The 24,508-nt window shown below is 69.6% G+C and carries 22 protein-coding genes; 11 read left to right on the top strand and 11 right to left on the bottom strand.

Going from position 1 to position 24,508, the window contains the following annotated elements; all coding sequences use genetic code 11:
- Positions 1-19: 19 nt before the first annotated feature.
- From G4H71_RS07650 to G4H71_RS07620, 7 genes are all read right to left on the bottom strand, one after another.
- Positions 20-901, bottom strand: coding sequence for a 5-oxoprolinase subunit C family protein (locus tag G4H71_RS07650; RefSeq protein WP_072740154.1), 882 nt, complete (start codon positions 899-901; stop codon positions 20-22).
- A 53-nt stretch (positions 902-954) separates the two neighbouring features.
- Positions 955-1,566 carry a 5-oxoprolinase subunit B family protein gene (locus G4H71_RS07645; protein ID WP_072740163.1) on the bottom strand — a complete coding sequence of 204 codons (612 nt, stop codon included), beginning with the start codon at positions 1,564-1,566 and terminating at the stop codon, positions 955-957.
- The gene (locus G4H71_RS07640) at positions 1,566-2,324 is read right to left on the bottom strand and encodes a LamB/YcsF family protein (RefSeq protein WP_072740153.1); all 759 of its coding nucleotides are present in this window, start codon (positions 2,322-2,324) and stop codon (positions 1,566-1,568) included. Before G4H71_RS07640 ends, G4H71_RS07645 begins: the two co-directional genes overlap by 1 nt.
- A gap of 58 nt (positions 2,325-2,382) precedes the next feature.
- Entirely contained in the window at positions 2,383-2,793 is a 411-nt protein-coding gene (locus G4H71_RS07635) for a hypothetical protein (RefSeq protein ID WP_072740152.1), read from the bottom strand.
- A 118-nt stretch (positions 2,794-2,911) separates the two neighbouring features.
- Complete coding sequence (locus G4H71_RS07630) at positions 2,912-3,799, bottom strand: metal ABC transporter permease (protein ID WP_072740151.1); 888 nt, start codon at positions 3,797-3,799, stop codon at positions 2,912-2,914.
- Entirely contained in the window at positions 3,796-4,692 is an 897-nt protein-coding gene (locus tag G4H71_RS07625) for a metal ABC transporter ATP-binding protein (protein WP_371842998.1), read from the bottom strand. Before G4H71_RS07625 ends, G4H71_RS07630 begins: the two co-directional genes overlap by 4 nt.
- A gap of 112 nt (positions 4,693-4,804) precedes the next feature.
- Positions 4,805-5,809: a metal ABC transporter solute-binding protein, Zn/Mn family gene (locus G4H71_RS07620; protein ID WP_072740150.1), complete on the bottom strand. Its 1,005-nt coding sequence runs from the start codon at positions 5,807-5,809 to the stop codon at positions 4,805-4,807.
- 143 nt (positions 5,810-5,952) lie between these two features.
- Here G4H71_RS07620 and G4H71_RS07615 point away from each other — a divergent pair, with 143 nt between their 5' ends.
- Together G4H71_RS07615 and G4H71_RS07610 are read left to right on the top strand one after the other, a co-directional pair.
- A complete protein-coding gene (locus G4H71_RS07615) occupies positions 5,953-7,065 on the top strand; it encodes a LacI family DNA-binding transcriptional regulator (protein ID WP_072740149.1) in 1,113 nt (370 codons plus the stop codon).
- 5 nt (positions 7,066-7,070) lie between these two features.
- Complete coding sequence (locus tag G4H71_RS07610; RefSeq protein ID WP_072740148.1) at positions 7,071-7,598, top strand: hypothetical protein; 528 nt, start codon at positions 7,071-7,073, stop codon at positions 7,596-7,598.
- 31 nt (positions 7,599-7,629) lie between these two features.
- On the opposite strand, the gene otsB is transcribed toward G4H71_RS07610, so the two are convergent.
- The gene (otsB, locus tag G4H71_RS07605) at positions 7,630-10,182 is read right to left on the bottom strand and encodes a trehalose-phosphatase (RefSeq protein WP_072740161.1); all 2,553 of its coding nucleotides are present in this window, start codon (positions 10,180-10,182) and stop codon (positions 7,630-7,632) included.
- 67 nt (positions 10,183-10,249) lie between these two features.
- On the bottom strand, positions 10,250-10,888 hold the full coding sequence (gene kstR, locus G4H71_RS07600) for a cholesterol catabolism transcriptional regulator KstR (protein WP_072740147.1): 639 nt from the start codon (positions 10,886-10,888) through the stop codon (positions 10,250-10,252).
- Between the two features lie 106 nt (positions 10,889-10,994).
- On the opposite strand from kstR, the gene G4H71_RS07595 reads away from it, so the two are divergent.
- The 9 genes from G4H71_RS07595 to G4H71_RS07555 all read left to right on the top strand — a co-directional run bounded on the left by G4H71_RS07595 (position 10,995) and on the right by G4H71_RS07555 (position 20,991).
- Positions 10,995-13,178: an acyl-CoA dehydrogenase family protein gene (locus G4H71_RS07595; protein WP_072740146.1), complete on the top strand. Its 2,184-nt coding sequence runs from the start codon at positions 10,995-10,997 to the stop codon at positions 13,176-13,178.
- Between the two features lie 85 nt (positions 13,179-13,263).
- A complete protein-coding gene (locus G4H71_RS07590; protein ID WP_072740145.1) occupies positions 13,264-14,304 on the top strand; it encodes an acyl-CoA dehydrogenase family protein in 1,041 nt (346 codons plus the stop codon).
- Entirely contained in the window at positions 14,289-15,440 is a 1,152-nt protein-coding gene (locus G4H71_RS07585; protein WP_072740144.1) for an acyl-CoA dehydrogenase family protein, read from the top strand. Before G4H71_RS07590 ends, G4H71_RS07585 begins: the two co-directional genes overlap by 16 nt.
- The gene (locus tag G4H71_RS07580; protein ID WP_072740143.1) at positions 15,437-16,468 is read left to right on the top strand and encodes a bifunctional MaoC family dehydratase N-terminal/OB-fold nucleic acid binding domain-containing protein; all 1,032 of its coding nucleotides are present in this window, start codon (positions 15,437-15,439) and stop codon (positions 16,466-16,468) included. Before G4H71_RS07585 ends, G4H71_RS07580 begins: the two co-directional genes overlap by 4 nt.
- On the top strand, positions 16,465-16,926 hold the full coding sequence (locus G4H71_RS07575) for a MaoC family dehydratase (protein WP_072740142.1): 462 nt from the start codon (positions 16,465-16,467) through the stop codon (positions 16,924-16,926). The genes G4H71_RS07580 and G4H71_RS07575 overlap by 4 nt, the downstream gene beginning before the upstream one ends.
- On the top strand, positions 16,923-18,092 hold the full coding sequence (locus G4H71_RS07570) for a lipid-transfer protein (protein WP_072740141.1): 1,170 nt from the start codon (positions 16,923-16,925) through the stop codon (positions 18,090-18,092). The genes G4H71_RS07575 and G4H71_RS07570 overlap by 4 nt, the downstream gene beginning before the upstream one ends.
- Before the next feature lie 123 nt (positions 18,093-18,215).
- Complete coding sequence (locus G4H71_RS07565) at positions 18,216-19,052, top strand: mycofactocin-coupled SDR family oxidoreductase (protein ID WP_072740140.1); 837 nt, start codon at positions 18,216-18,218, stop codon at positions 19,050-19,052.
- Between the two features lie 176 nt (positions 19,053-19,228).
- Positions 19,229-20,191 (top strand): efflux ABC transporter ATPase subunit, DrrA-related, encoded by a 963-nt coding sequence (locus G4H71_RS07560; protein WP_072740160.1) that lies wholly within the window; start codon positions 19,229-19,231, stop codon positions 20,189-20,191.
- Complete coding sequence (locus G4H71_RS07555; protein ID WP_072740139.1) at positions 20,188-20,991, top strand: ABC transporter permease; 804 nt, start codon at positions 20,188-20,190, stop codon at positions 20,989-20,991. Before G4H71_RS07560 ends, G4H71_RS07555 begins: the two co-directional genes overlap by 4 nt.
- Here G4H71_RS07555 and G4H71_RS07550 read toward each other — a convergent pair.
- Together G4H71_RS07550 and G4H71_RS07545 are read right to left on the bottom strand one after the other, a co-directional pair.
- Positions 20,981-23,695, bottom strand: a complete 2,715-nt coding sequence (locus tag G4H71_RS07550; RefSeq protein WP_072740138.1) for a molybdopterin-dependent oxidoreductase — start codon at positions 23,693-23,695, stop codon at positions 20,981-20,983. The genes G4H71_RS07555 and G4H71_RS07550 overlap by 11 nt on opposite strands.
- Positions 23,692-24,504, bottom strand: coding sequence for an FAD binding domain-containing protein (locus tag G4H71_RS07545; RefSeq protein ID WP_072740137.1), 813 nt, complete (start codon positions 24,502-24,504; stop codon positions 23,692-23,694). The genes G4H71_RS07550 and G4H71_RS07545 overlap by 4 nt, the downstream gene beginning before the upstream one ends.
- Positions 24,505-24,508 lie beyond the last annotated feature (4 nt).

The raw sequence follows: 24,508 nt of genomic DNA, 5'->3' as shown, positions 1-24,508 counted from the left end.
TCTTCCCGGAGCCACCCGGTCAGGGGTGTGGATTCGCGCCGGGACGGGCGCGGAAGCGGAGCCGGTCACCGGGACGCGCCTGCGCTGCGGCGGACAGATCCTCCTCGTCGACGACGGCGATCACCGGATAGCCGCCGGTGACCGGGTGGTCGGCGAGGAACAGAATGGGCGCCCCGCCGGACGGCACCTGGAGCGCGCCCGCGACCATCGCCTCGCTGGGTAGTTCTCCGCGGCGGGCACGATGCAGGGGGCCGGGTCCGTGGAGCCGCACGCCCACCCGGTTCGATTCGGGGGTGACGGTCCACTCGTGCTCGAAGAGCGCTCGGATCGAGGCCGGGGTGAACCAGTCGTCCCGCGGGCCGAGGTCGACCCGGACCACGGTCGGTCCGGCGACGGCCGGTGGCGGCGGAATGATCTCCTCGGCGGGCCATGCGCCGACGTCGGCGCCGACCAGCAGCCGGTCGCCCTCGGTGAGCGGGGCGGGCCCCACTCCGGACAGGGTGTCGGTGGAGCGGCTCCCCATCACCGGCGGCACGTCCAGTCCGCCTCGGACCGCCAGATAGCTGCGCATGCCGGTGACTGCGTGGCCGACCTCGATCAGGTCACCACCCGCCAGGTGGAGCAGGGCATGGTCGGGGCGGTCGGACCCGTTGACGGTCAACGGCACTCGGGCACCCGTGACGGCCACCGAGACCGGACCGACGGTGCGTACGGCCAGTCCGCCCACGGTGATCTCGAGGGTCGCGGCGCCGGAGCGGTTGCCGACCAGGCGGTTGGCGGCGTCGTGAGCCGCCAGGTCCGCTGCACCGGACCGGCCCACACCGACGGCCGCGAATCCGGGTCGGCCACGATCCTGCACCGTCGTCCGGATTCCCGGTCGCACCACTTCGAGCCACGGCATGTGCTTCTCCTCTGTCACGCTCAATTGTGCGCCACGACCGGGCGACTCACAGCTCACATCGCGGTGAACCGCACCCGCACCCCGGGCCGCAACAGGGCAGGCGGAGTGCCCTCGGGATCCCACACGACCGTGTCCGTGGTGCCGATCAGCTGCCATCCTCCCGGCGACGAACGCGGGTACACGCCGGAGAACTCGCCGGCCACCGCGACGGCGCCGGCCGGGACGGCGGTGCGTGGTTCGGCGCGTCGGGGCACCCGCAGTCGGGGATCGCCGTCGACGAGGTAGCCGAAGCCTGGCGCGAAACCGGCGAAGGCGACGATCCACGGCGTTCCGGTGTGCGCTCGTACCACCTCGTCCACGGACAATCCGGTGTGTTCGGCGACGTCGGCGAGGTCGGGGCCGTCGTAGCGGACGGCGAGCTGCACTTCCTCGGCCTCGCCCGGGTCCGGCGGCGGCAGGGCGGTGGCGCCGGTGATCCACTCACCGACCGAGTCCCGGGTGACCTGTGCGGGGTCGTAGCGGACGAGGAGGGTCCGCGACGCCGGGACGATTTCCTGAACGCCGCGCACCGGGTCGGCGTCCAGCGCCCGGAAGTAGCCGAGCACGGTGTCGAGATCCTCGAACTCGGCGAGTATCGCGGATCGTCCGACGTCCCGGAGACGGATCACGCGAAGGGCTCCACGGTGATTCCCTCGGCGTCCAGGACCGTCCAGATCTGCGAGGCCATCTCGACGGCGGCGGGTGTGTCGCCGTGGACGCAGACGGACTCGGCGGTGATCGGGAGCAACGATCCGTCGACGGCCTCCACCACGCCGTCCACCACCATTCGCCGGACGCGCGCGGCCACCTCCTGCGGATCGTGCAGCACCGCGCCCGGGTGGGAGCGGGGCACGAGTGTGCCCTCCGGCGTGTACGCGCGGTCCGCGAACGCTTCGGTGACGGTGCGTAGACCGACCTTCTCCGCCTCGCGCAGGAACTCCGATCCGGGTAGTCCCAGTACGGGCAACGAGTCGTCGTAGGCGCGTACCGCGGTCACCACCGCCCGGGCCTGGTCGGTGTGGTGGACGATGGCGTTGTAGAGGGCGCCGTGCGGTTTGACGTAGGCGACGCGGGCCCGGGTCGACTTCGCGAGGCCGTCGAGGGCGCCGATCTGGTAGATGATGTCGGCCGTGAGGTCGGCGGGCTCGACGTCGATGAAGCGCCGGCCGAACCCGGCCAGGTCGTGGTAGCCGACCTGGGCGCCGATCCGTACCGACTGATCGGTGGCTCGCACGCAGGTGAGAAGCAGGGTCTGCGGGTCGCCCGCATGGAACCCGCAGGCGACGTTCGCACTGGTGACGACCTTCAACATGGCGTCGTCGTCGCCGAGGCGCCACTGCCCGAAGCTCTCGCCGAGGTCGCTGTTCAGATCGATGGTCGTCACACCACCGATTTTAGGCCTCGGCGAGAGTTCGGACGTGGTCGGAGCGATGAGCGACGAATCAATCGATCGTCTCCGCGGGGTCGGTCTCGACCGGTGTCAGCCCGAACTCGGCCACCTGCCGGTCGTACACGTACACGGTGCCGTTGTAGACCCCGTCCGGCCCCTCGGTGATCCGGTCCTGGAGGAACCCGAGCCCGGACGGCGTGTAGTCGATGATCGTCTCGCCGTCCTCGTACGTGGTGGTTCCGGGGAGTCCGTTGAAGCCGAACACGAAGTTGTTGCTGACCGTGCCCTCCCCGAAGGTCTTCCCTTCCCAGATCAGCTCGCCGCCGGGCACGTCCGTGCTGCCGTCGTACGTGCCCGGTGGTACAGGATCTGCTGCGGCTACGCCGCCACCCAGTGCCCAGGCCCCGGCGGCGAGTCCGGCAACGGTGATTCCGGAGGTGATCGCAGGCGTCAATCGGCGCATGTGTCATCCCTTCGTCGTTCCGGTCGGGAAGTTCCCGTCCGGACCCGTGGGCTACCCGCTCGAGTCGGGATGAAACGTCGGCGGCTGCCCGCCTCAGGGTGAGATGTCGGCGGCTGCCTCAGGGTGAGATGTCGGCGACGACCCGCCCCCTGGTGTCCCGCCGGGACCGGCCGGCCAGCCGGCACACCAGATAGATGACGAAGGAGATCGTCGTCACGAAACTGGACACCGGAACACCGGGAGCCAGCGAGATCAGGATGCCGCCGACCGCGGCGACCTCCGCGAACACGACCGCCAGCACAGTCGCCTTGAGAGGGCTCGCCGTCAGGTACGCGGCCGCGGCCGCAGGGGTGATGAGCAGCGACATCACCAACAGCGCTCCGACGATCTGGACGCCGAGCGCCGCGGTGATCCCGACGAGCACGGCGAAGACGATCGACAGGCCCCGGACCGGGACACCCCGGGCCAGTGCCACCTCCGGGTCGGTGCTCGCGAACAGCAGCGGCCGGTAGATGAAGGCCATCACCGCGAGGACGACCACCGCGCAGATGCCGAGCAACTGCAGCCCGGTGCTTCCCGGCGCGACGATCTGGCCGATGAGCAGCGAGAAACTCGTCCCGGTCCGGCCGTCGTAGGCCCAGATGAACAGCACCGACAGGCCGAGCCCGAACGCCATGATCACACCGATCACCGAGTCCCGGTCCCTGGCCTTGGTGCCCAGCAGCCCGAAGAGGACCGCCGCGACCACCGAGCCGACGATCGCGCCCATTCCGACGCTGATACCCAGCAGCAGCGCCGCGGACGCGCCGGTCAGCGACAGTTCGCTGGTGCCGTGGACGGCGAACGACATCTGGCGACTGACGATGATCGGGCCGATGACCCCGGCGAGCAGCCCGAGCACCGCGCCGGCGACGAGCGCCTGCTGCACGAAGTCGTACTGGAGCAGGTGCCACGTCTCGCGGAAGTCGAACATGCGCGACATCGCGTCGGCGAACTTGCCGTTCATGGGTGTTCTCCGTGGTGATGGTGGTGCACACCCTCGCCGGGCCGCAGGCCGCCTGCGCTCCCGAGTGCGTCGATCGCATCCCCGGTGCCGACCACCACGAGTCGGCCGCGCACGTGCAGCACCTCGACGTCGGTGCCGTAGAGCTGGGACAGCACCTCCGAGGTCATTACCTCGTTCGGCGTGCCGATCCGGAACTGGCCGTCCACGAGATACAGGACACGGTCGACCATCGGCAGGATCGGATTGATCTCGTGGGTGACGAACAGGACGGCGGTGTCGTGCGTGTGGCGCCGCTTGTCGATCAGCCCGGACACGAGTTGCTGGTTCGCCAGGTCCAGGCTCAGGAGTGGCTCGTCACAGAGCAGTACCCGGGGGTCCCCGACGAGTGCCTGGGCGATCCGCAGCCGCTGCTGTTCACCGCCGGACATCGAGCCGATCGGGGCGTCGGCGAAGGCCTGGGCGCCGACCTCGGCGATCGCGTCGTCGACGACGGCACGACGGTGGGCTCGGTACCGCAGGCCCGTACCCCACTTGTGGCCGTCGACGCCGAGGCCGACCAGATCGCGTCCGCGGAGCGGCAGTCCCGCATCCATCGACTTCTGCTGGGGGATGTAGCCGACGTGCGAACTGGCTGCCCGGGCGGGAGCTCCGGCGACGCGGGCCACGCCGTCGCTCAACGCCAGCTGGCCGAGCAGGACCTTCAGCAGAGAGGTCTTTCCGGATCCGTTGGGGCCGAGGACGGCGACGAACTCGCCCGGCCGGACGGCGAGGTCGAGACCGTCCCACAGCACACGGTCGCCGAAGGCGAGACGTGCACCGGACAGTTCGACAGCCGGGACGATGCCGGAGGTTCTGCTCGGGATGCCGGGCGTCCCAGGGTGTGTGTCGGTCACTGTCGTTTCTCGGTCACTGTCTTCGCTTCTCTACTTCCCGCTGCTCGGCTACTCGGTCGCCGTTCGCCACTCCGACGCCCGCTACTCCGACGCCCGCTACTCCGACGCCCCGCTACTCCAACGCTGAAGCGAGGGCATCGACCGTCCGAGTTTGCCACTGAATGTAGTCGAGGCCTTCCGGGAGGGTCTCGGTAATCTCCACGACCGGTATCCCGGCCGTCTCGGCCGTGGACCGGATGTCCTGGGTCACTCGATCCTGCGTCTGGACGTTGTAGACGAGGACGCGGACCTGGTTCTCGGCGAGCAGCGCCCGGGTGGCGGCGATCGCGGCGGGGGCCGGGTCGGTCTCGTTCTCGATGGCGCTGACGAAGTCCGGTGGCGTGAGATCGCGCAGCTGTGCGGCGTCGAGCAGGTACTGGGCGACCGGCTCGGTCTGCGCGACCGGGTCGCCGCCGTGTGCGGAGGCGATACCGTCCACGACGGTGCTCACGTCCGCCAGCTGAGCCGAGAAGGTGTCGGCGTTCGCGCGGTAGGAATCGGCGTTGTCGGGATCGAGGCGTGCGAGTTCGTCCGCGACGGCGTGTGCGGTGGCGTCGACCGTCGGCAGGTCGTACCAGACGTGCTCGTTCACCGAACCGTGGTCGTGCCCCGCATGGTCGTCGTGACCGCCCTCGTCGTGGTCGGCATCGTGGTCGTGGTCGTGGTCGTCCGTCGTGCCGTGCGTCGCCTCGAAGAGCTCGAACGCCGAGACCGTGGCCCGCCCCGAGTCGTCCGCGATGATGTCGTCGACGAACTGGTCGTAGCCGCCCCCGTTGTAGACGAGCAGCGATGCGCTGGTGATCCTCGCCGCGTCGGAGGGGCTGGCCTCGAAGGAATGTGGGTCCGCGGACGGCTCGGCGATGATCGAGCTGACCTCGAGGTGGTCGCCCGCGACGGCCTGGGCGACGCTGCCCCAGACGTTCGTGGAGGCGACGACGGTCAGCTCGTCGGAGTCGGGGGAGGTTCCGCACGCGGTGAGTGCGAGGGCCGCGGCCAGCGACAGTCCGGCGGCACCGGCCACCGCACGGCGTGGGCGGCGGCCGCCGCGGGAGTTCTCTGGTCCTGGGTGCTCGGGCACGGACTGCTCCTGACGAGTTCGTTCGACTACTGCAATCTATTGGAAATGATTACCAGTTCTCACTGTATCGGATCGGCCCAGGTGGTCCACTCGCGGGGACGGCCGCGCACGCGGCTTCCGACGCCAGGTACTAATGTCCGCATATGCCGAGGTCACGTCATCCACGCCGTCCGGCCACGCTGGCGTCGCTCGCGGCGGAGCTGGGCGTCTCACGGACAACAGTGTCCAACGCGTACAACCGACCGGACCAGCTTTCGTCGGAATTGCGCGAACGGGTCCTGCTGGCAGCCAAGCGCCGCGGTTACCCCGGGCCGGACCCGGTGGCCCGCTCGTTGCGGACCCGGAAGGCCGGCGCCGTCGGTCTGCTCCTCACCGAGGATCTGAGCTACTCCTTCCGTGATCCGGCGGCGATGAGCTTTCTCGCCGGCCTCGCCGAGTCCTGCGAGGTAGCCGGACAGGGGCTGCTGCTCATCCCCGCCGGGCCGGGCACGGGCAGCGGCGGGGCCGACCCCGCGGCGGTGGTCCATCAGGCCGCGGTGGACGGATTCGTCGTCTACTCCGTCGCGGACGACGACCCGTACCTGGCGGCCGTCCGCGAGCGTCATCTGCCCATCGTGGTCTGTGACCAGCCGCGCGGAATCTCGGACGCGGCGCTCATCGTCATCGACGACAGCGCGGCGACCGGCAAGGTCACCGAGTACCTCCTCGGGCTCGGCCACCGACGGTTCGGTGTCCTGGCGATGCGTCTGGGACGCGAACGCGCGGACGGCCCCGCGGCAGCGGAGCGGCTGCGCTCGCCGCATTTCCACGTGCAGCGCGAACGGATCGCCGGCGTCCAGGACACCCTCGCCGCGGCGGGCGTGAGTCCGGCCACCGTCATCGAACGCTACGACCACACGGTGGCGGCAGGAGCCTCGGCGGCCGCGCAGGCGCTCTCGATCGACCCGGAGATCACCGCACTGGTCTGCACCTCGGACGTGCTCGCGCTCGGCGCGCTCGACCATGCCCGCCAGGCGGGCATCGACGTGCCGGGACGCCTCTCGGTCACCGGATTCGACGGTGTCGAGGCCGCGACGAGGGCGGGCCTCACCACGGTCGGGCAACCGCAGGAGGAGAAGGGCCGCCGTGCCGGGGCACTGTTGATGTCCTCGGCACGATCGGGTGTGGCGGGCATCGAGACCCTGGACACGGAACTGGTCGTCGGTACGACGACGGGCACCGCGCCCGCTGCCGACCCGAATCGACGAGGAAGGTAGGCGAGATGCGGACGAACGAGACTCCGGTGTGGCGCGCCGTCGGCGGAGCGGGACGCCGACGCACCGTGCTGGCCACCGCCACGGTGTTGAGTGCAGTGCTGCTCGGCGGGTGTGGCGACGGAGGGACGGATCACCCTGACCCCACCCCGGAGGCCACGGTCGACGCGGGCGCCGCACGGACGAGCGATCCGGCAGTGGTACCCGCAGACGACTGGGCCCGCCTGTACGCGAGTTACGGGCCCCGGCTCGGCGCGATCGACTGCACCACCGACGCCGATCCGGTCCGTTGCATGAGCGAGCTGGCAGACCTGGAACGGGCGCTGACCGCCGAAGTCGAGCGGTCGGCTCCCGGAGCAGTTCGTTCCGAACTCCTCGATGCCCTCGACGATCTCGAGGACGAGATCGAGGACTACTACGACGATCGGTGCGATACGAACCCCGGTGACGCGGAGTGCACCGAGGAACTGAGGGAAGCCGCCGACGAGGCCCGTGAAGTGCACCGGATCCTCGAACGCCGGGGCGGGCCGAACTGACCCGGACCGCCGGTGCGTGCGTGGACGCCGCTCAGGCCAGCAGCTGCGCGCAACGCAGCAGGCCGAGATGGCTGTACGCCTGCGGGTGATTCCCCAGTGACCGTTCCGCGACCGGGTCGTACTCCTCGCTGAGCAGGCCGGTCGGGCCCGCCGCATCCACGAGCTGGGCGAACAGTGCCTCCGCCTGCGATCGCGCTCCGACGAGCAGGTAGGCCTCGACCAGCCACGCGGCACACAGGTGGAAGCCGCCCTCGACCCCGGGCAACCCGTCGTCGTGGTGGTAGCGGTAGACCGTCGAACCGCTGCGCAGTTCACGCTCCGTCGCCACCACCGTCGCGCGGAAGCGTTCGTCGGTCGGGTCGATCAGCCCGGACAGGCCGATGTGCAGGGTGGCGGCGTCGAGGTCGGTGCCGTCGTAGGCGGCGGTGTAGGAGCGGACCTCGTCCTTCCAGCCCTGTTCGACGACCTCCGTGGCGATCTCGTCGCGCAACACGCTCCAGCTCGGCTCCGCGTCCCTGCCGAATCGTTTGGCGAGTTCGATCGCCCGGTCCACGGTGACCCAGCCCATGACCTTCGAGTACACGTGGTGCCGCGGGTTGTCCCGGATCTCCCAGATGCCGTGGTCGGGTTCGAACCAGCGACGCTCGACCGCCTCGACCATGGCGCGAACCAGTTCCCAGTCGCGATCGCCGAGTGCCGTCGCGCCGTCGGGCGCGCCCTGCTTCTCGCGGGCGTGCGCCAGCTGGGCGATCAACTCGACGATCGGGCCGAACACGTCCAGCTGAACCTGCTGGTTCGCCGCGTTGCCCACGCGCACCGGCCGGGAACCGGCGTACCCGGGGAGCGAATCGAGGACGGCCTCCGGCGGAAGCGTGGTGCCCCACAGCGTGTACAGCGGGTGCAGCCGCTCCGGTCCGGGGAGAGTCTCCAGCACGTCGTGCACCCAGTCGAGGTAGTGCTCGGCCTCGCCGAGCGAGCCGAGGCTCACGAGCGCGGACGCGGTCAGTGCGGCGTCCCGCAGCCAGCAGTATCGGTAGTCCCAGTTGCGGACACCGCCGATCTCCTCCGGCAAGGACGTGGTGGCCGCCGCCATGATCGAACCCGAATCGGCGTGGACCAGGCCCTTGAGCGTGAGGGCGGACCGCTTCATCAGGTCCGGCTTGAGTGCCGGGAGATCGAGCCCGGAGACCCACTCGGACCAGTACGATTCGGCAGCCGCTCGCCGCTCTTCCTCCGGAACGGTGGAGGGGCCGAGATCTTCGGTGCCGCAGCGCAGCTCGAGAACGATGTCGCCGTACGCGGGCTCCACCGTGGCGTGTGCGGTCTGCTGGGTCCCGTCCGTGGTGATGTTCCACTTCACGCCGGGGGAGCGGAGCACGAACGGCTCGTTGGAACCGAGGACGCGCAACCCGTCCTCGTCTTCCTCGAGCAGTACCTGGCCCTGGCCGAACTCCGGGCGCGGCGCGAACGTGACGACGGCCGGCGCGACTCCGCTGATGACCCGGGTGAGGTCGGTGCGGCCGGAGGGGACGTCGTGCGGGAGATAGTCGGTGACCGCGAGGCTCGCCCACCGCGTCTGGACCGTCATGGTGCCGTCGATGTACCGCTGGCTGAGCGGGAGCGCGGACCGCTGCGGGCCGACACTGAAGTGGCCGGCGGCGACGCCGCCCAGCAGGTGAGCGAACACGGCGGCCGAGTCGGGTTCGGGATGGCAGAGCCAGGTGACGGTCGCGTCCGGGGTCAGCAGCCCCACCGTGCGCGGGTTGGCGAGCATCGTCAGTCGCTCGATCGGCGGGGCGTCCGCGCCGGACAGCCAGGTGCGCCGCTCCTCGACCAGGAAGGCGAGCGCCGCACTGACGTCTTCGGTGGTGTCCACCCGGTACTCGGCGAGGGATTCGCCGCCGCCGACCTTGATGCCGACGTCCGGTCCCTGTAGCCGGTCGAACGCCTTCTCGTCGGTGACGTCGTCACCGATGAACACGGCAGCGGTGGCACCCTCCTGGTGGCGGATGGTGTCGAGGGCCTGCCCCTTGTCGGTGGGGATCACCGCGAGCTCGATGACGGACTTGCCTTCGGTCACCTGGACGCCGGCCCACCGGGCGGCGTCGGCGCGCGCCTCGTTCAGTGCTTCCTGAGCGTGCTCGGGGGTGACGGCGTTGCGCACGTGCAGGGCCGCGCTGGCCGGTTTGACCTCCACGCCCGTTCCGGGGTGACGGGTCGAGATCTGCTGGAACTCGTCGACGATCTCGCCGAGCAGCCGGCGGGCGTCCGCGTCGATCGCATGGATGAAGCCGACGTCGAATTCGGAGCCGTGGCTCCCGACGAGCTGAACCTCGGCGGGAAGCCGGGACAGTGCGGCGAGGTCCTTGAGTGCGCGACCGGAGATGACCGCCGCGGCGGTGCCGGAGAGGGAGGCCAGGGCGCGCAGGGCACGCACTGATTCGGCATGGGGAAACGCCTTGTCGGGATCCGAGACGATCGGGGCAACGGTGCCGTCGTAGTCGGACGCGACCAGGAGTCGGGGCGTCCGGGCCACGGTCGACAGTGCCCGGCGGAGTTCGATCGGCAGATCTTGCGCGCTCACGTCCACAAATCTAGGCGATGGTGCGTGCCGCGGCGCGTTGTCGTCCCGGACTGCCCGGACGGCGGCGTCACAGCGCCCGTTCGTCCCCGCCGCCCAGCAGCAGCTCCACGGTCAATTCGAGCCGATTGGCGACGTCCGTGGCGGACGAGCGGCGTGTGAGCCACGCAACGAGATTGGACAGCCACACGTCGGAGATGACGCGAGCGATGGCCAACTGGTCCGCGTTGGGCTCGTCGTCCGTCATGGCCCGGGCGAACAGCCGGTCCATCAACTGCCCGACCTGGTCGACCTCGGCGGACGCGGAGGCGTCGGCGAACATGAACGCCCGGGTCATCGCCTCGGTGAGCAGGGGATCGCGCTGCATCGCGCGGGTGATCTGCGAGAGGATGAGCCGCATCTTCTCGAGCGGATCTCGGCCGGGAGGTGTCTTGCCCTTGGAATCGATCCGATCGAACTCGCGGGCGAGCGCCGACACGAGCAGGTGCACCTTGGACGGGAAGTAGCGGTAGAGCGTGCCCACCGCGACATCGGCGCGTTCGGCGACTGCACGCATCTGGACCGCTTCGTACCCGCCCTTGGACGCCAGGGTCAGGGTGGCGTCGAGGATGCGCTTGCGCCGTTCGCGCTGCGCCTGGGAACCGAGATCCTCCTCGCCGAGCGTTGCAGTGGCAACCGGCGTGGATCGTGATCGAGAAGATGCTGTCATTGCCCGCCTATTCCTTCGCGCCTCGCCGTGCCTTGACTCTGGGCCAGGTGTCATATTAGAACACGTTCTAGACTTGTGTGTCATTCCGAAGAGACGGGAACCGGCTGTGACAATTGCCACCACCGACGAGCAACGTGCGGCGGTCGACGCGGTGCGGTCGTGGGCCGACGCGGTCGATCCTAGGGCTTCCACGAGGCAGGGACCTGCGGGTTCGTGGCGGGGCACATGGCAGGGCCTGTCGGAATTGGGAATCTTCTCGGTCGCTGTGCCCACGGACATGGGCGGATCCGGTGCCTCGATCGCCGATCTCGCCGCGATGGTCGAGGAGGCTGCCCGTGCCCTCGCACCGGGTCCTGTTCTCACCACTGCCGTGGCCGCCACCGTGGTCGGTCGCAGTGGCGGCGTTGCCGCGAAACGCTGGGCCGCGGAACTGGCGGACGGGGCGCTCCCGTGCGCACTGATCGCGCCGGCAGACGTGGGGGAGGTGCGTGCGTCGCCGAGCGCCGACGGCGGCCTGGTACTCGACGGGGACGCGGGCTGCGCGATCGGCGCGGACGGCGAGACCGCGATCCTGCTGCGGGCGGATACCGGCGACGGATCGGTCTGGGTCCTGGCCGATCCCGCGGCGGACGGGATGGAGATCGAACTCCTCGACTCGATCGACAAGAGCCGGGCTCTCGCCCGGGTGGTCTGCGAATCGGTGGTGGTGGCGGCCGATCGCGTCGTCGGTGACGTTCCGGACGGGCTCGTCGACGATTTCCTCGCCGCACTCGCGGCGGCCGAGGCGGCGGGCGTGGCCCGATGGTGCCTGGGCACCGCCGTCGAACACGCGAAGGTGCGGGAGCAGTTCGGTGCGCCGATCGGGTCCTTCCAGGCGATCAAGCACCTCTGTGCCGAAATGCTGTGCAGGGTGGAGAAAGCCGGAGTCCTCGCGTGGGACGCGGCAGTGGCAGCCGAGGACGGATGGCAGGCGGACTCGGAGCTTCCGGTCGCGGCGGCAGCGGCAGCGGCGGTGGCGCTCGATGCCGCAGTGGACAATGCCGAGGACTGCATCCAGGTGCTCGGCGGAATCGGATTCACGTGGGAGCACGACGCCCACTTCTACCTGCGCCGCGCGATCGGCCAGCGCCAGCTGCTCGGCGGGTCGGGACGTCACCGCGCGCGCCTGACCGCACTGTCCCGAGCGGGACGGCGCCGGACCCTGTCACTCGACGTGGAGAGTGTGGACGGCACCGTCGACGTGGCCGCCGAGCGCGCCCGTGTCCGGGCGGACGTCGCTGCCGTCGCGGCCCTCCCGGAGGGGGAACGCCGGGTGGCGCTGGCGGATTCGGGATACCTCGTACCGCACTGGCCACCCCCGTTCGGGCGGGGTGCGACCCCGCTCGGGCAGCTCATCGTCGACGAGGAGCTGGATGCGGCGGGGATCGAGCGTCCCGATCTGGTGATCGGCGCCTGGGCCGTTCCGACGATCCTCGAGCACGGGGTTCCCGAGCAGATCGAGCGGTTCGCAGGGCCCACCCTGCGCGGCGAGATCGAGTGGTGCCAGTTGTTCTCCGAGCCGGGCGCCGGGTCCGATCTCGCCTCGTTGCGGACGGTCGCCGAGCGCGTCGACGGGGGATGGCGCCTGCAGGGGCAGAAGGTGTGGACGTCGCGGGCGCGCGAGGCGGACTGGGGTATCTGCCTCGCTCGCACGGACCGTGACGCTCCGAAACACCGTGGTATCACCTACTTTCTGGTGGACATGCGCTCCCCGGGCATCACCATCGCCCCGTTGCGGGAGATCACTGGCGACGCCCTGTTCAACGAGGTCTTCCTGGACGATGTGTTCGTGCCGGACGACGCCGTGGTCGGATCGCCGGGTGACGGCTGGAAGCTCGCCAGGACCACGCTCGCGAACGAGCGGGTGGCGATGAGCGGTGGATCGGCGTTGGGCGGCGCGATGGAGGAGTTGTTGGCACTCGCCGACCGGCCGGATCCGGTGGTGGACGATCGTATCGGCGACCTCGCGGCCCACGCGATGGTGGGATCGTTGCTCGGCCTCCGTGGCACGCTGCGGGCCCTGGGCGGCCAGGATCCGGGACCGGAGTCCAGCGTGCGCAAGCTCGTGGGGGTGCGACAGCGTCAGGACGTCGCCGAGCTGGCGATGGACATCGCCGGCACCGCGGGTTGGGCAGAGGGGCCGCTGACTCGCGAATTCCTCAACACCCGTTGCCTTTCCATTGCCGGTGGGACCACGCAGATCCTGCTCACCGTGGCCGCCGAGCGGCTGCTCGGGCTTCCGCGAGGCTGAGGAGACTTCCCCTCGGCGGGGGAGGGTGCTACAACTGAAACACGTTCTAATTGAGTTGGCGCGTCGATCGGTAGGCGGGAGCAGAGTGGACTTCACCGGAGATGACACCCAGGAGGCCGTTGCGCAGGTCGCGGGCGGTGTCCTGGCTCGCGATCTCGAGCCCGACGAGATGTGGGCAGCATGCGTCGAGGCGGAACTTCCCGGTCTCGCCGTGCCGTCCCACCTCGGCGGCGAGGGGCTGACCTTCGCCGACATCGCCGCGCTGCTCGCCGAGGTGGGACGGCACGCGGCCGGGATGCCGCTGCTCGCCACCCTCGGTTTCGGGGTGATGCCGCTGGTCGCGCTCGGCGACGAGGAGTTACTCGGTCGCATCCTCCCCGAGGTCGTGCGCGGTCGTCGGCTCACCGCGGCACTCGCCGAACCCGGTGCGCCCTTCCCGGCGCACCCCACCACGGCCGTGACTCCTTCCGGCCAGGGGCACGTCGTCACCGGCCGCGTCGTCGCGGTCCCGTTCGCCGACAGTGCGTACCGCATCCTCGTTCCCACCGCGGAGGGCGTCGTCCTCGTCGACCCCGAGGCCACAGGAGTGACCCTCACCGCGACCCCGAGCTCGGCGGGAGCCCCCGAGTTCGCCGTCGCGTTCGACGAGGCGCCAGCCGAATTCGTCTCCACAGGAGAGGATTCGGTCACGAGGCTGTACGACTGCGCGCTCGCCGCGATCGGCGCGGTGTGCGACGGTCTGCTGTCCGGAGCCACCGCACTGGCCGCCGAACACCTGGCGACCCGGCATCAGTTCGGCAAGCCCCTCGCCACCTTCCAGGCGGTCGCCCAGCAGATCGCCGACGTCTACGTCGTCTCCCGCACGCTCCACGTCGCCGCGCTCTCCGCGGGCTGGCGCGTGTCCGAGGAATTGGACGCGGCAGAGGATCTCGACGTCCTCGCCTTCTGGATCGCCGCCGAGGTGCCGGCGGCGATGCAACAACTGCACCATCTGCACGGCGGTCTCGGCGTCGACGTGACCTATCCACTGCACCGCTACTACTCGACCTCGAAGGACCTCGCCCGCCTCGTCGGCGGCGCCGCATACCGACTCGACCTCGTGGGGGCACGGTGTTCATCGATCTGACAGCGGAGCAGCGTGAGCTGCAATCCGAATTGCGTAGGTACTTCTCCGGTCTCGTCGCCCCGGCGGAGGCCGCGATCATGCGCACCGAACGGCACGGCGAGACCTACCGTGAGGTCATCCGCCGCATGGGCAAGGACGGGTGGCTGGGCGTCGGCTGGCCGGTGGAGTTCGGCGGCCGTGGATTCGGCGAGATCGAACAGCAGATCTTCGTCAACGAGGCAGTGCGCGCCGACGTGCCCCTGCCCTCGGTCACCCTGCAGACCGTGGGGCCCACCCTGCAGGAGTACGGCACCGACGAGCAGAAGCGGAAGTTCCTGCCCGCCATTCTCTCCGGCGAGGTGCACTTCGCCATCGGGTACACCGAGCCCGAGGCGGGCACCGATCTGGCCTCGCTGCGTACCACCGCCCGCCGGGTCGGCGACGAGTACGTCGTCAACGGCCAGAAGATCTTCACCACGGGCGGTCACGACGCCGACTACATCTGGCTCGCGGTGCGTACCGGCGACTCCGATTCGCGGCATCGCGGAATCTCGATCCTCATCGTCGACACCACCGACCCCGGATACACCTGGACGCCGATCATCACCTGCGACGGGGCGCACCACGTGAACGCGACATACTACTCGGATGTGCGAGTACCGGCGAACATGCTCGTGGGCGAAGAGAATCGGGGATGGCGGCTCATCACGACACAGCTCAACCACGAACGGGTGATGCTCGGCCCCGCAGGCCGGGTCGGTGGTCTCTACGACCGGGTGCGGGCCTGGGCGCAGGCGAACCGCCTGCTCGATCGGCCCGACGTGCGCCGAGCGCTCGGCGAGATCCACGCGACGTACCGGCTCAACGAACTCCTCAACTGGCAGGTGGCCTCGAGCGAGGCGGGCGCGGTGGACATCGCGGACGCGTCGGCGACCAAGGTGTTCGCCACCGAGCGCATCCAGCGCGTGGGACGGCTCGCCGAGGAGATCGTCGGGAGGTACGGCGATCCGACGGATCCGGACACCGCGGACCTCATGCGGTGGCTGGACATGCAGGTCAAACGCAATCTCGTCATCACCTTCGGTGGCGGGGTCAACGAGGTGATGCGTGAACTGATCGCGACGGCCGGGCTGAACCTGCCCCGGGTGCCGCGATGAGCGCGGGACTGGACGACCCGGAACAGGTGCTGGCCGCGGCCGAGCGCGTGCGCGCGGACGGTGCCAGCGCGCCGCGCGCCGGGCGCGATCCGATCAACCTGCCGATGATCCGCAACTGGGTCGAGGCGATCGGGGACGAGAACCCGATCTACGTCGACGAGGCGGCCGCCCGGGAGGCCGGACACGACGGGATCGTCGCACCCCCCGCCATGGCGCAGGTGTGGACGATGCGTGGTCTGCACGGCAGGAGGGAGGCCGACGATCCACTGGGCCGGATGACCGCAATTCTCGACGAGGCGGGATTCACCTCCGTCGTCGCCACGAACTGCGATCAGACGTATCACCGGTACGTGCGTGTCGGCGAGGAGGTCAGTGTCACGACGGTGCTCGAGGACGTCGTGGGGCCCAAGAAGACGGCCCTCGGCGAAGGCTGGTTCTTCACCACCCGGAGCCACTGGACCGTGCGGGCACCGGACGGCGCGGACGAGCCGGTCGCCGAGATGCTGTTCCGGATCCTCAAGTTCGCGCCGCCACCGCGGTCCGGGTCGGAGCCGGCCGACGCCGGTACCGACGGGGCTCAGGTGTCGGCGTTCCCGGATCTGGATCCCGCGCGCCTGATGCGTCCGAGCGCGTCACTCGACACCCGGTTCTTCTGGGACGGGGTGGCGGCACACGAGTTACGGATCCAGCGCAGGCCGGACGGAGGCCTCCAGCACCCACCGATACCCGCGCTCTGGAAGGCGAAGGACGAGGAGACGGACTACCTCGTCGCGTCCGGGCGAGGCCGGGTGTTCAGCTTCGTCGTCCATCATGCGCCGAAGGTGCCCGGACGCTCGCTGCCCTTCGTGGTCGCCCTCGTCGAACTCGACGAGGGAGTGCGCATGCTCGGGGAACTGCGGAACATCACGCCCGAGGAGGTACGGATCGGGATGCCGGTCGAGGCGACCTTCCTCGATTTCCCCGGCGACGAATCCGGATCCGAGCCGTGGACGTTGTTCGCCTGGCGCCCCGTGAAGGAGGAATCGTGACATCCACCGCGTCGTCCGCCGGCCCCGTGCTCGGCTCCGTGGCAGTCGGTGACGTCTTGCCGGAACTCGTCGTCGAAGGCACACCGACGTTCGTGGTCTCGGCAGCGCTCGCGACGAGAGACTTCCAGGAAGTCCACCACGATCGTGATCGGGCACGGAATCAGGGCTCGAAGGACATTTTCGTCAACATCCTCACCGACACCGGCCTGGTCCAGCGGTTCGTGACGGACTGGGCCGGTCCACGCGCCGTGATCCGTTCGATCGCACTGCGTCTCGGCGTCCCCTGGTACGCGGGCGACAGCCTCGTCCTCACCGGCCACGTCACCGCGATCGACGGCGAGGTCGTCACGGTCCAGGTCACCGGCACCGACAGTCTCGGCGCGCACATCACCTCGACCGTCACGCTCGTGACGGACGGAAGCACTCCCGACACGGACGGAAGCAGGGGACGATCATGACCGGACTGTCGGGACAGGCCGCGATCGTCGGGATCGGCGCCACCGACTTCTCGAAGGACTCCGGGCGCAGTGAACTCCGGCTGGCGGCCGAGGCGGTGACGGCGGCTCTCGCCGATGCGGGGCTCACGCCCGCCGACGTCGACGGACTGGCTTCGTTCACCATGGACACCAACATCGAGGTCGCCGTCGCGCGTGCCGTCGGCATCCCGAACCTGAAGTTCTTCAGCCGGATCCACTACGGTGGCGGCGCGGCCTGCGCGACCGTGCAGCAGGCCGCGATGGCCGTGGCCACCGGCGTCGCCGACGTGGTCGTCGCCTATCGTGCGTTCAACGAGCGGTCGGGGATGCGGTTCGGTCAGGTCAACACCGGGCTGGTGCAGCAGGTCAACTCCTCGGGTGCGGACAATGCGTTCTCCTACCCGCACGGACTGTCCACCCCGGCCGCGTTCGTCGCCATGGTGGCGCAGCGGTACATGCACGAATATGGCGCGACCAGTGAGGATTTCGGGAGGATTGCCGTCACCGATCGCAAGCACGCCGCGGTCAATCCGGACGCGTTCTTCTACGGAAAGCCGATCACGCTGGAGGATCATCAGAACTCACGGTTCATCGCGGAGCCGCTGCACCTGCTCGACTGCTGTCAGGAATCGGACGGTGGCATCGCCCTGGTGATCACGTCGCCGGAACGGGCGAGGGACCTCCCCGCGACACCCGCGATCGTCGCGGCGGCGGCGCAGGGCAGCGGGACCGACCAGTTCATCATGACCAGCTACTACCGTGACGAACTTGCCGGGCTCCCGGAGATGAGCCTCGTCGGGAACCAGCTGTGGGACCAGTCCGGGCTGGGGCCGCAGGACATGGACGCCGCAGTGTTGTACGACCACTTCACCCCGTACGTGCTGATGCAGCTCGAGGAACTCGGGTTCTGCGGCCGCGGTGAGGCGAAGGACTTCATCGCCGACGGCGCGATCGAGCTCGGTGGAACGCTGCCGCTCAACACCCACGGTGGCCAGCTCGGTGAGGCATACATTCACGGGATGAACGGAATTGCCGAGGGAGTCAGGCAGATTCGCGGAACGTCCGTGAACCAGGTCGAGGACGCGCGGTCGGTGCTGGTGACCGCGGGGACGGGTGTGCCGACCTCCGGGCTGGTACTCACCGCCTGACGTTCCCGGTCACCGGGAGTCCGCCGGGCGCCCGGCGGGGGGAACGGGTACCGATAGGGGACCGCGTCCGCCGCGCCGGGCGCGACGCGGCCCTACCCCGAACCGAACGACACCAGGAGCGTCATGGACAACTTCGAAGGCAGGGTGGCGCTGGTCACCGGGGCTGCGCGTGGGCAGGGCCGCTCGCATGCGATCGCGTTCGCCGAACGTGGTGCCGACGTCGTGGTGTGCGACCGCGCCGAGAGTTCCCCTGCCGTCGGCTATCCGCTGGCCACGGAGGCGGATCTCGCGGAGACGGTACGTCTGGTCGAGGCGACCGGCCGCCGGTGCCTGTCGGCGAAGCTCGACACCGCGGATCGAGCAGCGGTCGACGCGCTGGTGGCGCGGGCGGAGTCCGAAGTCGGCCGGGTGGACATCGCGGTGGCGAACGCGGGTGTCTCCGTCGCCGCCCCCGTACAGGACATGACGTCCGAGCAGTGGGACGAGACGATCGCGAGCAATCTCACCGGGGTCTTCAACACCGTGTCCGCAGTGGCGCCGGGGATGATCGGCCGTGGTTACGGACGGATCGTGACCGTCTCGTCGATGATGGGACGTGCGGGCAACTACACGATGGCGGCCTACGGTGCGTCCAAGTGGGGAGTCATCGGCCTGACCAAGAGCGCTGCGATGGATCTGGCGGCACACGGGATCACGGTCAACGCGATTGCACCGGGCAACATCTCGACGCCGATGATCCACAACGACTGGCTGTACGGGACGCTGCGTCCGGATCTCGACGCGCCCGGCGAGCAGGACGTGGCCCCTGTGCTGCAGATGCTGCACGCGCAGCCGGTTCCCTGGCTCGACCCGTTCGAGGTGACCCGGGTCGTGCTCTTCCTCGCCGAGGAGGCCAATGCGCACGTGAGCGGCATCGTCGTGCCGATCGACGCGGGAAACGCGGCTCGCGTCACCGGCTGAACCGCCGTGATCGATCCCGCGGTGTCGGTCCCCTCCGGCAGACTGTCCTGCAGACTGTGATGTGCCGAAGGCGGCAGCGCACGAGAAATCTGTGATGTGCCGAAGGCGGCAGCGCACGAGAAATCTGTGATGTGCCGGAGGCGGCAGCACACTCGGTGACGGGACGGGGTGATTCGATGGCGGACGCGATCGTGGCGGAAGGCCTGGTCAAGAGGTATGGGAACGTCACTGCGCTGGACGGGATCGATCTGACGGTCCGTGAGGGCACGGTGACGGCACTGCTCGGGCCCAACGGTGCGGGCAAGACGACGACGGTCCGGATACTCACCACCCTCCTCACACCGGACGAGGGCACGGCCGAGGTCGTGGGGCTCGACGTCGTCACCGATGCCCGCGCGCTCCGGGCACGGATCGGTGCCTCTGGCCAGTACGCGGCAGTGGACGAGTACCTCACCGGTTTCGAGAACCTCGAGATGGTGGGCCGGCTCTATCACCTGGGCGCGAAGCGGGCCAGGGAGCGGGCTCGGGAACTGCTGGCACAGTTCGACCTCGTCGACGCGGGCGACCGCCCGGTCAAGGGCTACTCCGGCGGCATGCGGCGGCGTCTCGACCTGGCGGGTGCCCTCGTCGCCGATCCGGAGGTGCTGTTCCTGGACGAGCCCACTACCGGGCTCGATCCGCGCGCCCGGCTCGCATTGTGGGACGTCATCGAGGAGCTGGTGGCCCGCGGGACGACGCTGCTGCTCACCACCCAGTACATGGAGGAAGCCGAGCGGCTCGCGGACCAGGTCGCGGTCATCGACCACGGCACGGTCATCGCCCGCGGCACCACCGACGACCTCAAGCAACTGGTGGGTGGTGAGCGGATCGAGCTCACCGTCGGGGAGTCCGCGGACCTGTCGGTGGTGCGGGAGGCGGCGGCCGCCGTGGCTGCCGGGGAAGTCGTGGTGGAGGAGACCGTCCACCGCGTCACGATCCCGGTCTCGGGCGGAGCGGACGATCTCGTGCGACTACTCGGGAGATTGTCGGAACAGGGAATCCCGGTGGCCGACGTCGGGCTGCGCAAGCCCACGCTCGACGAGGTGTTCCTCACCCTCACCGGCCACGAGGCCGAGCAGGCAGAGGAGGAGACGGCATGAACTCGGTGCAGATGGCTCTCGGCGACGGCATGACGATCGCCAAGCGCAATGTCATCAAGATCAAGCGGGTGCCGGATCTCCTGGTTTTCACCATCCTGTCGCCGATCATGTTCGTCCTGCTCTTCGCGTACGTGTTCGGCACGGCGATCGAGATCCCCGGCATGTCGTACCGGGAGTTCCTGATCGCGGGCATCTTCACCCAGACGGTCATCTTCGGGTCCACCTGGACCGGGCTGGGCATGGCGGAGGATCTGCAGAAGGGCATCATCGACCGGTTCCGGTCGCTGCCGATGGCGCCGTCGGCCGTACTGGTCGGGCGCACGTCCTCGGACGTGCTCATCAACATCGTGAGCCTCGTCGTCATGTCTCTCACCGGCCTCGTCGTCGGCTGGCGGATCAACACGGACGTCGGGCGGGCGTTGCTCGCGTATGTGCTGTTGCTGTTGTTCGCCTATGCCCTGTCCTGGGTGATGGTGGTCGTGGGTCTGTGGATCAGGACGCCGGAGGTGTTCAACAACGCGAGCTTCGTGGTGATCTTCCCGCTGTCCTTCATGGCCAACACGTTCGTCGACATCAACAGCCTGCCCGGTCCACTGCGGGTGGTCGCCGAGTGGAACCCCGTGTCGGCGCTGACCCAGGCGGTGCGCGAGCTGTTCGGTAACACCAATCCCCAGATGGTGGTCCCCGACGTGTGGCCGCTGCAGAACCCGATCCTGGCCTCACTGCTGTGGACGGTGCTCCTGCTCGTCGTGTTCGTGCCGTTCGCGATCCGGCGGTACAAGAAGGCGGTCAGTCGCTGAGCGCGGCCCACACGCGGGCGGGCGTCATCGGAAGGCGGCGCAATCGGGCGCCGGTGGCATCGGCGACGGCATTCGCCAATGCCGGTGCCACCGGGTTGTACGGTGACTCGCTCATCGACTTGGCTCCGTTCGGCCCCAGCACGTCGTAGGTGTCGGCGAAGTACACCTCCGTGTCCGGGACGTCCGCGTACTGGGGGAGGTGGTAGTTGCGCAGTGCCGTCGTCGTGACGCGTCCGTCCTCGCTCCGCATCTCCTCGTACAGTGCGGTTCCGATCGCCTGCGCGACCCCACCCTCGACCTGGCCGCGGCACTGCTGCGGGTTCAGCACCACCCCGGCGTCGGCGGCCTGGATCGACTGGAGGATCCGGATCTCGCCCGTTCCGGTGTCGACCGCCACCCGGAATGCCTGGACGTTGAACACCACCGATCGTGGGCTGCCGTCGTTGTCGCCGCGTGCGTGCAGCGGTCCGTCGGCGGTCAGTTCGGCGAACGACACCCGGCGGTCGCCGATCGAGACACCGTCGGGGGTCATCACCACCCCCGTGTCCTGTGTCGCTCCTGTGAGACGGCGAGCCCGGGTGGTCAGGAGTTCGCGCAGGGCCGTACAGGCGGCCTGCACCGCCTTGCCCGCGACCACGGTGCCCGCCGAGCCGAACGCGCCGGTGTCGTGCTCGGCGACGTCGGTGTCCGCGTGCAGCACGGTGATCGCATCGGCTGTCGTGCCGAGCAGGGTGGCGGCCAGCTGGGCATGCACCGTGACGGTGCCGTTGCCGAATTCGGCGGTGCCGACACGTAGTTCGTACCGGCCCTCGGGAGTGAGGGTGCAGGTGGCATCGGCGAAGTGGCCCCGCGGCGGGACGGTCGCGATCAACGATGCCGCCATGCCCTCGCCGGTCTGCCACCGAGGCCCGGGCGGGGCGGCAACTCCGTTGCCGCGCCGCAGCGCCGCCTCGGCGAGATCGAGGCACTGGTCCAGTCCGTAGCTCCCGTACGAGAGGTCTCCGTCCTGCACGTGTGCATCGACGAACGGATCGCCCGGCACGATGACGTTCCGGCGACGGAACTCGAACGGGTCGATACCCAGTTCGGCGGCGAGCTGGTCCATGGCCGACTCCACGGCGAAGATCACCTGGCCGAGGCCGTAGCCACGGAACGCGCCGGACGGAATGTTGTTGGTGTACACCGCCCGGGCGTCGACCTTCTTGTTCGGGCACCGGTACAGCGCCACCGATTCGCCGACGGCGTGGAACATCACCCCGGGCGAGTGGTTACCGTACGCCCCGGCATCCGAGAGCAGGTCCACGGCGAGTGCGGTGAGCATCCCCTGCGCGTCCGCCGCCGCCCGCACCGCGATCCGCATCGGGTGCCGGCACGGGGCGATCGTGAACTGGTCGGCGCGGGAGAACTCGTACTGCACGGTGCGTCCGGTGCGTAGCACCGCGAGGGCCACGAGATCTTCGACCAGCATCTCCTGCTTGCCGCCGAAGCCTCCTCCGACACGGGCCGCGAACACGCGGACCCGGGAACGATCCAGGGAGAAGACGTGGGCGAGTTCGTCGCGCACCAGGAAGGGGACCTGTGTACTGCTGCGGAGGGTGAGCCGCCCGTCCGCGTCGATCCACCCCGTCGCCGCGTGCGTTTCGAGGTGAGCGTGCTGGACTCGCTGGGTGTGCCACACTCCCTCGACGACGGCACCGGGCCGGCTCGCGTTCCGTGCCGACGCCAGGGCGGCTGTGACATCACCTGTCTCGCCGTGGGTCTCGGCCACCAGATTGCGTGACGGGTCCGCGATCCGGGCGGCGACGTCCTTGTCCGCATGCAGCAGGGGCGCGCCCGGCTCGGTCGCTGCCTCCGGATCGAAGACCGCAGGCAGGACCTCGTACTCGACGTCGAGGAGCGTCAGCGCGCGCCGGGCGACATCCACGGATTCGGCCACCACGGCGGCCACTCGCTGCCCGACGAACCGGAGGGTGCGGTCGAATACATACGTATCGTCGGGGTCGTCGGTGCGGTGTTCGTGCCGGGCGGTGGAGAACGGCACGTCCGGGGAATCGAGATGGGTGAGGACGGCATGTACGCCCGGAAGTGCTCGCGCGGTGGTGGTGTCGATCGAGACGATGCGGGCGTGCGGGTGCGGGCTTCCGAGCACCTGGACGTGCAGCGTGTCCGCCCGGGAGAAATCCAGGGTGTAGGGCTCCGTCCCGGTGACGACGCGTTCGGTGGCGGGCGCGGGCAACGACCGGCCGGCAGAGGTGCCGGCACCGTCGTCTTCGACCACGGACGTCCCGGCGATCGCATCTCGAATCGCCCGGTACCCGGTGCATCGACACAGGTTTCCCTTGAGCGCGCACGGCAGATCTGCCTTCTGCTCGTCGTCGAGCGCGGCGGCGGTGACCACCATTCCCGCGGTGCAGAACCCGCACTGGAAGCCCGCGGCCTCGGCGAACTGCCTCTGCACGGGGTGGAGGCCGGTGTCGGTGCCGAGTCCGGCGGCGGTCGTCACCGTCGCTCCCTCGACCCGGTGCGCGGGGATCAGGCACGAGTGCACCGGTGCACCGTCGAGCAGGACCGTGCAGGCACCGCAGTCCCCGGCATCGCAGCCCTTCTTCACCGAGTGGATCCGGTGGTCGCGGAGCAACGTGCGCAGGCACTGCCCGGGACGGGGCCGGGTGTCGATCATGGTGCCGTCCACCGTGAACTTCACGTCAGCTCCTCCCGGATCTCCTCTGCCAGTAGTGCCGTCACGTGCCGCCGCCACGATGCGGTGCCGTGGGCGTCGGTGAGATAGTCCGTGGGCGCCACGGTGGCCGCGAGGGTTTCGGAAAGCTCACTCGCGGTGGGCGGCTCCGGGAAGCGGAGCAGATGCGGCCGTACGGTGCCGGCCGTGACCACGAGGGTCCAGCTCCCGTCCGTCCCGTGCCGGGCGACGAGGAGGGCCCCCGACCGCCCCAGCGGGGCATAGGCGACCTTGCGGACGGCGACTCGCCCGCACAGCGCCGCCGACCCGATCGTGATGGAGCGCAGAATCTCCCCGGGCCGGAGGACATTGGTTCCCACGCCGGTGACGAACGCCTCGGCCGGGAGGTGGTACTCGCTGCCGTCGGGCGTCCAGATCGTCAGGGTGGCGTCGAGGGCGCAGCAGGCGGCGATCATCGCCCCGGCGGGCAGGCTCAACGCCAGATTGCCGCCGACGGTGGCGGTGTGCCAGATCTTCCACGATGCGAGCAGTGCGTCCGCGCAACTCCGGAAGGCGCGCGCGCCGGACCAATTCTCGGGAAGTCGGACAGCGCAGAGTGTTTCGATCGTGCAGGTGGCGGAGATCGTGAGCCCCGATTCGGATGTCGTGACGGCGGGCCAGTCGAGGGCCGTCAGATCGACCAGTCGGTCCACGGCCGGTTGTGGCTCCGAGTACACCCAGGTGCCGCCGGCGAGGAACGCGGTGCCCGGACGCGGCGGCGGCAGGTCCTCGCGCCGGCGGGGCGAGGCGACTTCGGTGACGAACGACAGATCCACTCGT

The organism is Rhodococcus triatomae (assembly GCF_014217785.1).
Taxonomy (GTDB): domain Bacteria; phylum Actinomycetota; class Actinomycetes; order Mycobacteriales; family Mycobacteriaceae; genus Rhodococcus_F; species Rhodococcus_F triatomae.
This window is presented reverse-complemented; position numbering and strand designations above follow the sequence as displayed.